General features: G+C 49.7%; 5 protein-coding genes. 1 reads left to right on the forward strand and 4 read right to left on the reverse strand.

The genetic code is table 11. The features are described 5' to 3' along the window. Nucleotides 1-149 precede the first annotated feature (149 nt). Nucleotides 150-2,750 carry a hypothetical protein gene (locus tag HUU59_08390; GenBank protein ID NUO19449.1) on the forward strand — a complete coding sequence of 867 codons (2,601 nt, stop codon included), beginning with the start codon at nt 150-152 and terminating at the stop codon, nt 2,748-2,750. Nucleotides 2,751-3,548: 798 nt separating this feature from the next. On the opposite strand, the gene HUU59_08395 is transcribed toward HUU59_08390, so the two are convergent. The 4 genes from HUU59_08395 to HUU59_08410 all read right to left on the reverse strand — a co-directional run bounded on the left by HUU59_08395 (nt 3,549) and on the right by HUU59_08410 (nt 14,300). Then, entirely contained in the window at nt 3,549-3,911 is a 363-nt protein-coding gene (locus tag HUU59_08395) for a DUF4282 domain-containing protein (GenBank protein ID NUO19450.1), read from the reverse strand. An 89-nt stretch (nt 3,912-4,000) separates the two neighbouring features. Beyond that, nucleotides 4,001-4,336 (reverse strand): hypothetical protein, encoded by a 336-nt coding sequence (locus tag HUU59_08400; protein NUO19451.1) that lies wholly within the window; start codon nt 4,334-4,336, stop codon nt 4,001-4,003. Nucleotides 4,337-4,801: 465 nt separating this feature from the next. Then, nucleotides 4,802-11,674: a right-handed parallel beta-helix repeat-containing protein gene (locus HUU59_08405; protein ID NUO19452.1), complete on the reverse strand. Its 6,873-nt coding sequence runs from the start codon at nt 11,672-11,674 to the stop codon at nt 4,802-4,804. A gap of 25 nt (nt 11,675-11,699) precedes the next feature. Next, on the reverse strand, nt 11,700-14,300 hold the full coding sequence (locus tag HUU59_08410) for a T9SS type A sorting domain-containing protein (protein ID NUO19453.1): 2,601 nt from the start codon (nt 14,298-14,300) through the stop codon (nt 11,700-11,702). Nucleotides 14,301-14,400 lie beyond the last annotated feature (100 nt).

Raw genomic sequence — 14,400 nt, forward strand, 5'->3', positions numbered from 1 at the left:
GTTTCGAGACAGCGAACAATCGAAGGAACTCGAAAAAGAGTTCTTCAACGGCACTGCTACCGTTAACCTGGCAGATTACTTAAGCGCACACAAACAACTAAAAACACTCATATTTAACCTACGGAGAAATGCTTATGGAGATGCGGAATATGAACTACACAGAAGACCTTTCAGTTTCTAATATTAATGATAATAAATTTGAACTTACACTCTCGGTTTCGACCGTTACAGTAGCTACTAAGGAAGAGGCTAAGAAAGTCGTTGACTTTCAGAAGCAGGCATTTATCGCCGAACCCGGCTCCTTGGAGCTGGAACATCTCTTTACGACACAGTTATACTCCACAAATCTATGGTCCAGCGGTTGCAGCAACGCTGCATATATCGGCATGACTGGCGTCACGCTGGACTTCGATCATGGATATACGATTGACGAAGCGCAGCAAGCGTTTGCCGATTATAACTATATACTACATACAAGCAGAACACACCAGTATTCGGAAGACAACAATCTAGGGGAAGACCGTTTTCGCGTGATTCTGCCCTTTGAACCAGGCGTCATGCAATTTACTTCAGCATCCGAAGCTGCAAAGGTCTATTACAAGCTGATGACCTTGTATCCTAAGGCAGATCAAGCTTGCTCTAACCCAGGCCGCAAGTTCTTTCCTAGCACCCGTGAACTAAACACACCATTTCTTCTGGATGTGCATGTTTCCGGGAAGTACTTCAGCATGGATGTTAGTGATGTACCTGTAGTGAAGCCTTTTGTGCAAGTTAACTACATTCCGCCAACTGAACTAGATACCCACGAAGAACTCTACCGCATGCTGAAGTTTGACAAGTTTATCCCATGGTGCCAAGGGGAGGCCAGCAATGGCCTTCCCGAACCACTGTGGCATGCGATGATTTCTAATCTTTGCCGTTTCGAAGGGGGGCGCGAACTGATTCATGAAATCAGTGCCAAGGATCCCGTCATTGGGCGTTACGACTTTGATGAAACTGAAGACAAAATCCAGCATGCGTTGGAATCAAGCGGTCCCATTGGATACGAAGAAATCGTGAAGCGCGGATGGTCGGGGGTTGCACCTGTTGCACCCCTGGCGCCAGCTGGCTTCGCTAAGATTGGTAGTATTCAGAACAGAAAGTCGCTGTTTGCATCTGACAAGAATCCGGATATCTACTTGAAACACGATGATTGGATTCTTGTAGATGACAAGGGTATTTTGTCAGCGATTATATTCGGTGACTTGAAACAGAAAGTCAAAGAAGAAGGGTGCACGGTTTCGGCGGTGTGCCCCTTCTGCGATACTGATGGCGCAAAGATTCGTACCAACACATTTCACTTTGCATACCTGCATTGCGAACAATGCAATCGCAGCTACTGGGAACATCCGGATTCCCCCGAACTGTTCAGCTACAACGGCGAACTGCTTCGTATTGAAATGAAGGGTAACAAGTTTATCAGCCACGAAAAGCTGAAACCGGTGAATTTCCGGAATGGCCTTGAATGGGACTACGCTTGCAAAGCTGTAATGAATGACCCAAAACGCCGTTTCATTGGAGATAGCTTCACAATCAATCGCATTGGCGATGCGAGTTTCGGTGAACTTGGTTATGAAATGCTGCCCGAAGAGAATTCTGTTGTCTTTGAATTCCCCGCGATTGGTGTCGATGTCCAAGATAATGCTTTCATTGACCGTTTTCTGGATCGCATGTTTCGTGATCGAGCTGACTTTGTAAAGAACTGGATGGCATTGTATGCCTATACAAACTATGTGTCTTTGCCGGTAATCGTATTGACGGGCCCGCGTAGCTGCGGCAAGAATACATTTGCCGATCTTGTGGGCGAGATATTCCCGTCGCTGAAGGCGACCTGGGATGGCGACAAGGAACAATTCAACGATTTTGCAAAAGCGAAACTTGTGTTCGTGGATGAAAATCGCCATTCAGATAAGCCTGTCCAGTACGCCGAAATCAAACGTTTGACCGGCAGCCGAACGATTAAGATCAATGAAAAGCATATTCGCCAGTATTACGTAAGAAACAATGCTAAGTTTATCTTTGCTACAAATGATCCTCGTCCCATTGCCCTACATTGGCGTGAAGAACCCGAATCAGAAAAAACAAACAACTTTTTTATCTATTCTTGTCCGGCGGTATCGTCAGATGATATTGATGGAGAGTTGTTTGATAAGCTGAAAGCTCGATTGGGCCATTATGTCCGCACCGAACTTAAGAAGCGATTCGAAGCCTGGAAGCAATCTGGGAACGCAAATACACGCTATGCTTTGAAAACGCCAATAACCGATCTGGCAAAACAGCTATTTGGTGCCAGTAAGAGTTTGATTGAATTGGAAGCAGAAGAATTGGCGCAATATTTAGTTTGTGGCTATCAACGAAATGACGGAAGCCTACTTTATCCAAAAACATATTCATTTTCGCCTGTTATGGCGGCCGGAGGTTTGTACGTTCAGCAGCAAGATCTGCGCGAACTGGTTCAAAAGCTGAACTTCAAAGGCCATTCCAACTACAAATCCTATATTACAGTGCTTCAGGATCACGGTGTGCTGTCATACAAGAATGACAATCGCGTAAGTGGTCAGCGCCTTGGATACCAAATTCTTCGTAAACCTGAATACTATACGACCGCCAGCGGCTCGATAGCAGCAGAAGAAGGGGTTATTACCTCATCGGCCGGATTATCGATTTGTCACACGACTTCGTCTTCTAATGGCCGAGTCGTTTTCGAATGACAATTATGACATTTTGCGGGGTGGTGGATTCAGAATTTGTCATCCCCTAAGTGCTCAAAATACGGATACTTACGATAGCCAATGACGCCTATGACACTTATGACACTACCTTTCAAGTTTAGAATTTAGAAATCTGGTCCTAGAGAATAGCGCCCTAGCCAGTAGCTCCGTAGAATAGTAAACTGGGACATGGCTGTCATATGCGTCATATGCGTCATCGGAAACCCAATACAACAAAAAAACTACTTCTACCATGCCATACACAACAAAAAAATCACTAAAACAACTGGGCTTCAAACGAAACCCCAGTACATGTCGTCTACCCTTTGACGTGAAGAGGGACATTCCCATTCAGCCCGATGTCGATTGGTCACCTGAGCCTGAACGTGTACCGCAGGCACCTAATTATTCCCAGATGTGGATCGACCACTTCAGTAACTACGGGAATATACGGAATCCGTTGGGTTCACCGATGGAATCGGGCGCCTAAAAGCATTCTTTCAGAAAGACTCGTGCTTGCAGTCTAACCCGACAGTATCTCTTCCCGGCTAATACCCTAAGAATCATTCCAAACCTGGTAGCGAAACCGAGTTTGGAATTTTTTTTGTTGGAATATTTGGCTCTGGATACCTCCCAACGTAGTCTTCGACCACCTTGTTGTTAGTTGGATTCGTGGTGATCCAATAATAGAAGAAGATCTGGGAACTCAGGTCTTCTTCAGCCTCGAAGGCTCCAGTTTCATACTTGGAGCTCTATTATTTTTTCAAGGAGCCTTTCTCTATGGTTCATCCGATCGAATTACTCATCACTGGTTCGACTTTCCGATCTCGCATCATGCCGCGCCAGAACATCGTGAATCCGAAAGAACACAATTGTCGTCTCGCAGACAACGCGCCACGACAGATTTGATCCCACAAGGAAGCCAATCCAGTAACATATGGTGAAAAATGCGTGTCCCGAGTCAATCGAGAATTTGCTTCCGAATGAAGAGCCGGGAAGCTCTCCGAACTCGCCAAGGAAGCTGATTAGCGAGACCACACAAATGGCAAGAACACCGAGCGGGTACATGACGCGCATGAGTTTCGGTGTTACAAGAGTGCCAAAACCCATCGAAGGCGCGGGAGAATCAAAGCTTGATTTTAGGTCAGATGAATGTGACATGCTGAAGTCCTTTCACTTTTGCTTGTATTGCATTTATGGTCACGATAGTAACCATTTCTTATGCCAAAGTTTTCGTTGCTTGCCTAATATCACTTTGACAACACCACCGTCAATATGACAATAACTCCCGCTGCCACAAACAACATAACCTTTGCCAACCGGAGTTTTGATCGAAGTTGCTCTACTTCCGATATCAGTAATTCAATTTCTTCAGCCTGTGATTCGTTTTCTGCAATCAGTGCATTAATATGGCCCACTGCCACATTCAGTTCACCTTCCAGCCGCTGAATCTCCTCTTTTAGCCGTTTGTTGCCAAACACCTTATCGAGCAATTCTCTGAGGGCTCCGGCAATCGCCGGTCCCCAAGTCATTACAAACTCCTTTGCCTTCTTGACCGTGGCCGGATCAACTTTGGGCAACTTCATAAGTGCGGCTCCTGACATGCTGGCTCCATTATTTAGCGATAGAAAAGAATCCAAGGTCGGTCACCAGCACAAAAAAAGACCTCTGGCGTCTTTGCTGGCGGCTTACCACTTGTCCTACCAAGCGGAGAACCTGCACAACGTGAACGACCAGAGGCCAGAACCCTTGTGGGTACTGGCCGCCAGCATCAGAATAGTTGTACAGGAAACCCGAAGGCCTCCGCTTGGTAGGATTCTGTAAGATACTAAGGAACGGGTGGGAAGTCAAGAGGGTCGCTAGACCCTCAAAGTCGCTTCAAGATCACCTTCAAGACCTTAGACAGTCCCCCGAGAAATTCCTTCAGCATTTCAGCTTTATCTTTCATTCGTTGAATCTCCGTTTGTTTTGTCCCTGGACTAAATCTTATGCCAGAAAAAGAAAGAGCCCCACGATTGTGAGGCTCTATTGATTTACCAAACAAGAATGCCCTATCTAATCAGCATCATCTTCTTGGCGTCTTGGAAATTCGCCGTCTTGATCTGGTAGACATAGATGCCCGACGCAACGGTGAGACCCGCAGCGTTTTTACCATCCCAGAGGATGCGATAGGCGCCGGCATTGCGGACGTCATCTACAAGCGTCGCAACCTCTTGGCCGAGGATGTTGAAGATTTTCAGTTCAACACGAATTGCCTCAGGTAAGTCAAAGCGGATTTCCGTCGTGGGGTTGAACGGGTTCGGGTAGTTTTGGTAGAGGGCGTACGTTGAAGGCACAACTTCCGGATCATCTTCGGGTGATGTTTTCGCGCCATCAAGCTGCATGGCTAACTCCCTGATTCTTGCTTTGAACTCAGGCAGCGATTCTGTTCGCACGGCTGCAAGTGTCGGGCTTAGGTCGTGCGTGTGCTTGAACGCTTGATAGAGCCCAACGGCGTCGGCCAGCGCGCAAATCGAATCTCTTCTGGTTTGTGCTGCCTGAGCAAGCTTCTCCAATCCACTCAGCGCCGCTTGGGGGTTGCCTTCATGTGCTTTGGCGATCAACGCTTTTCGTGCAAACAGAGAGCGCAGGCTCGCGTTCTTCGTTTCCAACGCCTTTTGCTCGAAGTAGGATGATAAACCACTCTTCCCAAATGCGCGGCTGGCCAGCGCCGTCAATTGTACAACCACAGCGGGAACAAGAGTTGAATTGGGATTCTCATTGATGAAGCGCTTGCCCTGCTCGATTGCAGTCCGCTTGTTTTCTCCAATAGTTGCCGCGTCACGGAACGCTCGCCACTGTGCAAGCTCATGGTGGTGATCTTGTACTGCACTATTCTTGGCAACCACGCCGCTCTTCTGCGGAGCAAATGATTTGCTTTCAAACTCATTTTTCTTCGTCAATTCGCCCGCGCCGGTGGAAAATGTGCCCGACTCTTCATCGCCAATCACAATCAGATCGCTTCCGCCGACTGAGTTTCCACCGCCGCCACCGCATTCGATAAAGTTTGCAAGCGACGAATCAACGGTCCACTTCGCGGGGGTTGTCGGGTACAACTTATTGAAGAAGCCGCTCGCCGTCGGGATCAACGGCTCCCAGGCGTTATAGGTAATATCCCAGACTGCCGTCGTGTCGCCCGACTTCAAGTAGGTACCGGAAGACGTGTAAAACTCCAAACCGTTCTCGCCGTCTTCAAGATCAACATAGGAGGGGTGCCCGGCATAAATCAGCAAACCGTTGCTATCGGCAACGTGCGTGTAGCCTTCCATCAGGTTGAGCGAACCGTCCTCAACCCAAATCTCGGCAAGCGTGTCGCCGTTTTCGGTGAAACTGCCGCAATCAATCGTGATGTTCGTCGTATTCCAAGCGAGGAAGCCATAACTGCCGCTCCCGCTAACCTCAAACTCCGTCAAATCTACGGCATCGCAATCGTAGCCGTAAACACCCAATTCATCGCTATCCACAATCTGACAATTTTCAAGGACGACGTCCGAACAGAAGGCCAGCGAAAGTCCTGAGCCTTGTCCGCTATAGCTACCGGCACCGCCGCCCATTGACTCGAAAACACAATTGGTGATGGCGCAGGAGTCGTGCACGCCATAGAGCCACATGCCGTCATCAAATCCAGTAAACGTGCAAGAGTCGGCGTAGAAAATCGGCGTGCGTGACGTTTCAAACACATCTTCATTTAAGTTAACCCAACCCTTGCCTTGCAGGTTGGCATGTTCCAAATCAACATAGCCGCGTCTGGACTCGATGTTGATCCATGCGGTCGTGGAGTCCCACTCCAGCGTCACGCGATTGTCCGGCTCACCCTGCACATAGAGGCGCCCGCGCGCATACTGCGAGTCCCAGCCCTGTACGAGAATTGAACCGTCGCCTCTGAAGCGAATCGTGGGATCATCGGAGCCCGGATGCGGTAGAATCGTCAAGCGCCCGTTGGGTTGACTAATCGTGATCAGACCTTCAACCGTAGTGGGAGCATACATCACAACGCTGTCACTGATCGTAGTTTGGTTCCACACCTTCATCACTTCCAGCACTTTCTGCGCTGAATCCAAGTAGGCAACGCACTCCGATGCCGTGTACTCACCCGTATGACTGCGCAGTGCTCGAATACCCAGTAAGCGCATTTGCACCAGCGCGGCCACTCGATCAAACCGCGTCGGCGTGTTCTTCGCCAACGAGTCTAATATCTTCGCGGCGTTGGTTGAATCGTTCGCTTCCGCAAAGCACCACGCTTGGCCCTCCTTAAGCCAGCGCTTCAACGCGGCATCGGAGGAGCCGTTGAAGAGTGTAACCATTGTGTCTTTGAGGGCTGTAAACGTCTTGAACTGCTTCAGGTTGTTGGCCAACATACGATCAACAGCTGATAGCGCATAGTCTGAACTCGGCGACGTTCGAACTATCGCCTTGTACCCGGAGTCGGCACGCGTATGTTGTGCGGACAGTTCCGCATTGTGCGGCAGCAAGTAGATATGCACCAAAGAGTCATGAACACTATTATCCGCCGTGAACGTTGGGCACACCGTGCGTGACGAGTCTATTCTGACCAACGTGACGTTAGAGGGTAGCTTCGACTTAATTGCTGTCGTGTCCGTGCTGCCCCAATAGACATCAGCCCAGCGGTCCGATCCCACCTGATCTTCCCAATGAACCAGCTTGCCTTCGCCAGTCGTATCCCAGATGCAATTGTTGCCATTCCAGAGCGCTAACGCCGTGCGATTGCGCAATGTGATCTGACCTTCGTAGGGAATCGTCGCGTTGTGTTCAATGCGATTCCCTTGCCACTGCCACAGCGTGTCCCCCACGGTCTTCACTGAGGTGAGCATGATCACTCCGCCGTAGGCCGTGATCCCCGAACCGACATTTGCATCCACTTCCGTACACTCCATGAACAACGTCGAACCCGTGTATAGCCCGATTCCTCCGGCCAAACCGTCGCCGTCATTGTTGTTCACGACACACTCTTCCAAGTAGAACGAAGCACGCGACAAACCCTTCAGGCCGGGACCAATATTGTCAGTAAGCACAACGCCGTTCAGTTCAACGGATGAGAGGTTCGTTGCCACGATGCCGACTTCATTTGCACTCAGCGAGCACTCCTTTGCTTCGAACCACGCGCCGTTGTTCGCTAACACGCCGTACTTATTCTGCGTGAATATGCAGTGCTCGGCATAGCCTTGCGCGCGATCCACGAGCACACCCGCAACCGCACCGGACATGTTCACGTACTTCAGTGAACACGCCGCCATCTGGCTATCGGCTTCACAATGAATCCCTTCCCACGGCAGACTATCCACCGCCGCCTTGAACACAATCCCCGTCGTATCATTGCCGAAGGCTTTGAGCTTTCCGCCTTTCTTGACAATCAGTTGGCCGCTTTCAAAGAACGAAAGTGCGCTGCCCGGCAGTATCGTCAACGTCGCGCCGTTTTCGACAATCAGCTTGTTAAACGTCGCAGTGCCGGTAATTTCTGAGGGGCCTTTTACGAGCACCGTGTCATCAAATGCAGCCTCGTTGAACTGAGCTTTCGAGTCACCTGTAGCGTTCTTGAGCACCAACGCCTCGCCCGTACCCTCATGGAAAGTCACGTAGTTCTTCACGACCACACCGACACTGTCAAAGATACCCTTCCACTTACAGGTGTCGCATAACGGCTTTACGTGAATGTAACTCGTGTCGGTTCCGTTGAAAACAATCTGCGGACGCTGATTCCCGGAGCCCGTCCACGTTGTCGTGACTTTGGCATCGTCACCGACGTATAGCGTTGCATGCTTATATCCCGGCAGCGGTTGAAACACCAACTTCCCGTTCGGCGCAACCTTGTGCTCCTTCGTAATCACGCCCGGCAGCCAGAACGTGTCCGGCTTCACAATTGCGTCGTCCTTGCGGCGTTCGAAGGTGAAATAGGAACGCTCGCCGGAATCGGGGTCGGTCCATTTTGTGCCGTAAGGCGGATACGAGCCATATCTTCCCAAATCATCAAACGACCACACACGGTACTCTACAAACCCGCCCGAATCCGGAAGACTCAAACTGAAGTCGTACAAACTGTCGGACTGATAAGAAACCTTCTGCTTGCTCCATGACGTATTGCCACGGAAACGGTACTGTAGAACGACGCTGTCCATCTCAACCGTGTGGTCATCAGGGTAAGGGACGGGGTAGGAGCGGAAGATAGCAATATTGTTTGTCTCAAAATCCGGAACGAAGCGAGCGAACGGTGGAACCCCAATTACTGCCGGATCGTTTTTCCACCAAATTTGCAGCATAGAGATTCGCTCAAGATATTCATCCCACGTTTCTGAGAGTAGTGGTGCAGAATCGTAAATCAGTCCGCCGCCTGTGAAGCTTCGTCCTTCCTCACGTCGCGACTTTGCTGCCAACCCAACATGTTCAAACCACTCTTCGTTGGCCTCCCAATAGTTAGAGTCATCCGGCTCCGGCAGGTACGCAAGAATGACTTCCCAATCCGTGCTTGAGTCTGCGAGAGGTGTGAGCGCATCAACCAATTCTTGCGCAATTATGCTGTCTCGAACTTCCTTCTTCCACCAATCGACGAATACAACTGGTTGCTCGGCATTCACGCCTGAAAGCCCATGCACTTCAACATCATAGCCATTTGTTTCAAATGGATTGTTTACGCGCGTGACTCTCTGACCGTTATGAAGTGGGTTAAACATGTCTGCGAATATCAACATCGCACGTTCAGAGCCTTCAATTGCCTGATTTAGCGTGTCAATGATCTCCGAATTGAAGTTACCGTATATGTCTGCTTGGGTCCAATTGCTGTCTATCGCTAACTTTCGATCTTTTTTTGTCCAGCCAGTAGTACGTATCTCGTTTGAGCGGTTAAAATACCCAGAAACATTGCTCCCAGGTCCAGAGTTGTTCCAGAGCGAGTCGAACACTTGCATATTCATGGTAATTTGCGGTGCCATGACCGCCGGATCATTGTCAGTCCACTCATAAGATGCACCAAACTTAAAAGCGTCTGAAGAATCAGCGTAACCTGCGAACGGTCCTAATGTATCCACTCGGTCAAAGAATGCTGGCAATTCTGCAAGACATGCAGCGTGAAAAAGAAGCTCTGCCTTGTAGCCATAGCTCGCATTTTGCAGTGTATCCCAACTTTCAAACGAGTCAAACCGACTGAAGTCGGCACGCGAAAATCGTATCCTACCATGATACACCATACTGGAGTGGTCCTGAGCACGTGTCTGAAGTTCGGCACATCTTGCACTATTGTTATTCGTCAGAGAATCTACACGAACTCCGTTGCTATCAAGCACAAACAACTCTAAGTAGCCAAAATCAGGATTGAGCGTACTATCAAGAAGCCCGTGAATGAAGTATGTATCTGAATCGTAAAGGCGTACCCTGTCGAAGTCAACGGTAGCAGCTGAATTCCCTACATTCTTGAAATAGAACGTTGGGTGATCAACCTTCAGTCCATATGTGTAGAAAACAACGTACTTTCTTGTCCAAGCAGTGTTTGTTATGGTGGTTTTGAACGAGTTTGGTTTCTGTCGGTGCCTGCGGTCGAATATTCTGTAGTCGCCGTAGTCGAGGGCATCAGTGGGACTGCTTTCAATACCATTGCTGTCAGGTGGCATCAGCGATTCGATCCAAATCTCGACCTCGTCACCGTCGGTGACGCGCGCATCAAATTCAAGCACAACCTGCCGCATAGGAAGCCCAACAGTGTCCTGAAGATGCCAATAGGTAGATATCTTTGCTGAATCACCAACATTGATTAAAGGGCTATGGGCATAACGATCACCGATTGTACCAAGTCGTTCCCATCCAGCATCGTTCTCCCAGCCCTCGAAAACGACGCCCGAGAGCACTTCAAAATCCGCATTGGGCACGGGGATATCAATACTTTCTGGAACAATAGTGATACGATTACTTACAACTGGCCCAAAGGCGCACAGTTTGCGAACAAGTGCTGACTTTCGCTCATTATTCTTCAGCGGGTCATTACCCCATGCGTAGATTCCTTGATACCAGTCCATCCCCAAGTCTTGCCAGGTGTCTTCATAGACATAAGTTGTGTCAATGCCGTCGCGAAGAGTTTCAAACACTTCGGCGGCATTGCCACTCGAGTCAAGCTGCGCAACTGCGCCAAATTGAATCAGCCCGTTCCCTTTATTGTCGAGCAAGACATTCCGCGCGCCGGAAATTAATCCTAAGCCGTGTTGCACGGGATTGGCAAATTGAGCAGGCTTTCCCAGATCGTACTTGTCTCCGATAATCCGTCGCTCGAATGTCGGAAAATCCACAACGTAGCCCTCGGGCCAATAGAGGTTGTCGTTTGCAAATATGGCCGCCTTCCACATCGTTGTCACAGCATATAGCGCGGCTCGAACCGTTGGAGCAACGATGACAGCCTTGACGAACGGCGTAGGTGCCAACGAATCGCTATGAATGCCGTTCTGAACCCAGATGTAGTACCCCTCCCGACTGCCAGTGCGAACGTCCGGCGGCACTCCAAAATCCGGCAAGGAGGATTCCTGAAGGAACTGCTCAAGCGCGCTCGGGCTCTCCTCGTTCCACAAATCAATGAGAATCCAGCGTCGTGACGTGTCCTCGCTTTGAACGTCGAACAGCTGTTCCAGCGGGATGTGGTTAGCTTTAACATCCTGATTGCTCCAACCAGTCATACTAAGAAGCTGTGATTTCAACTCATATGCGGTCCAAGCCAACGAATCGCTTAAGAAGCTAATATGGATTTTATCTCCAAATGACACGGAGTCCACTCCCAGGGTATCAAGCGGCTCAATAGCCTGAATGCTCGGGTAAACGCTCTCCCACGACGTCTGCGCGAAGAGATTTCCTGCTGCCAAGACAGTAATGATCAATCGGAACATTGCTTTCATGATCTTCTCCCATTCACAATCTTTCTTATCTCAGTAACAACAGTTTGGAAACAGCTCTTTCGTCGGCTACTCCCAATATGGCAAAGTAAAGTCCCGTGGATAAGCTTGAAGCGTCAAACGCATGCCTGTGCGCACCTCCGGTCAAGCGTCCTAAATTCAGGCGCTCAACCTCTTGGCCGAGGATGTTGACGATACGAAGCTCAACATCGCCGGTCTTTGGTAAGGTGAAATTTAGAGTGGTATGAGAATTGAACGGATTGGGGTACGCGGACAACGCAAACTCTGATGGAAAAGGTCTGTTATCGGCCGCGCTGGTCGTGTCCTCTGTCGTGTCAATCGCGAAATGGATAACGAATGCGCTGCTGAGCGGATTGTCATTAGGCTGAAAGGCATCTGGCGTCACGGGAAAATCAACAGACGTCGTTGTCCCGACTAACCAAAGGCTGTCCGCATTTACTACCCAACCCGTTGCATAGGACTCAGAGTGTGAGCCCCCAACAAAGCTTCCGTAGAGCATAGCCGACAAGCCCCTGTCCAATTTCAGCACAAAAGCATCGCTCTCCTGGCCGAACCCATTGTTCAACACCCTATCATATGCGTCTCCGGTTGTCGGGAAGTCATTGCTGTTGGTTACGCCAGCTATCATGACATAGTCGTCTCCTACCCAATTCCCGTCGCCAAAAATGAATTCAGATTCATCCCTGCCAATGTACGTCCCCCGATACTCGCCTGTTTCCCAGTTCAAGCGCGCTACAAAGCCCTCCGGTGCATCGCCAGCTTCTTGCGGCCCAATCGAATCAAAAGCATCCGGCGAAGTCGGGAAATCAGTCGAAACTGTATATCCCGAAAGGTAGACTGTGGCATCTATTTCCAAGAGTGAAAACAAATGATCAAACCCACTCCCTCCAATGTAGCTGCAATACTCTAATGACGCCGGATTAAGGGTAAGTAGTAAAAAGAATGCGTCATTTGTTTGGAATTCTCCGCTGTCATTGAAACTTGGCTGAAAGGAATTTTCAGTAACTGGAATGTCTGGACTATTGGTTTCACCAATAAGCCAAATGTGTCCTTCTGGCGTCAAATACGAATCCCAAACAAGTTCTGGCGCACCTTCACCGCTGCCTCCGAAGTACGTTGAAAATACTATTTCATGTGTATTAGGGTCCCAGATCAATAGGGTGCTCTCGCCCCCTCCTCTAATCTCTGTGAATAGGGCGTCCTCCGACAGCGGGAAGTCTGGAGAATTTGTTTCGCCCGCGGCATAGATCCTTCCGAGACTGTCAATTTCAATTCCGTAGTTGTAGTCGTATTGGCTTCCCCCCAAATAAGAACAGTAGCTGAGGGTGGTTAAGTCCTCGCTCAATCTGAGTATGAAAGACTCGCCAAGTTGTATCACCGTATCCATTGCATCATGTGTCAGTGGCCAATCTGGATATGCAAGACCACACATCCAAAGGCCGTTACGTCCCGAATCGAATACCATGTCCTGGACTCCGCCCTCGGTGTTTCTATTCTCCGATGTCTGGATTTCACCAAACAATGTAGACGCCAAAAACTCTCCTTGAGCATTGAAGTGGCTGACGAATTCTCGTGCGCCCGGAAAAAGCCCTGTTTCATCATAAGCTCCCGGCGTTGTCGGAAATCCCGATAGCGCGTCGGTCCCTCCGGCCACATAGACCCCGCCGTCTGGTGCAGGACAAACGACATGGCACTCATCCACCCCCCCTCCTCCCAAGTATGTACCGTAAAGCAGCGGATCCACGATCAATTCTTTCGTCGAATCATATCCGTCAAGCTCAAACATCACGAGGTTGTCATTCACCACGCGATAGCGCGACTCGACTCGTTGTTGCGTCCGTGACATCTGCTGAAATGCAAACGGCGCTTGCTCTTTTATATCGCCCACTGAAGTCGGGAGAATGAGATTGCCCTGTGCGTCTACTCTTAGCGGCGCATCGAGGCCGAGGTACTCCATTTGGATTTGCGATGGGTCGGCGCCGGGGTTGACGTGATAGACTGTTTCGACACCAAGCTTGTCGGCGCGGTATTCGACGTCAATGCCGGGCCAGACTTCGGGGACGATGATGTTTTGGTAGTGGCTTACGCGGCTGCGCCATTTTGTGCTGTCTCTTCCGAAGAAGTAGTTGGAGTAGTGGGGGAGCTTGTGCTTGCCCCGTGCCCCCAGACTCCCTTGCCGTTCCCCCGTAAACGGAGGAAGGCCAGAGTAGTGAATCTGCACGACATGCCCCCGCACCGTCACCGAATCGCGCTCCTCGTGCCGCTCCAAATGGGCCAGCGGGTCCCTCGAATTCCTCGCTTTGGGATAGCGCCTGAACTCCCGAAAGTCCACCGTCATCCCTTTTGGTGTGACATAATAGACTGTACTTCCAACTTCGCATTTGAACTGAAAATCGCCTTCCCATTGCCCTTCGTTGGCAATGAAGTAGGTCGAGTTTGGCGCGTTAACCGTTATGGGGGCAGCACTTATTTTGTTGTTTGACAGGATTCCCAAAAACAGAAAAGCGAACCACCATCGCCCGTTTTTCGGGTAATACGATAGAGTTCGCTCGTACATCGTGGCCTCCATGCAAAGTTGTTTCTCAAGCATCCCAAGACCTATATTCATGGTACAACTGATTATCGGCACAGTCAAGCGATTTATGATTACGATTTCATTTGAGTTACTGCGAAGAAACCGATGCAGGCAAACAAACCATATCTGCATT

The sequence above is a fragment of the bacterium genome (genome assembly GCA_013360195.1).
In the GTDB taxonomy this organism is placed as follows: domain Bacteria; phylum Electryoneota; class RPQS01; order RPQS01; family RPQS01; genus JABWCQ01.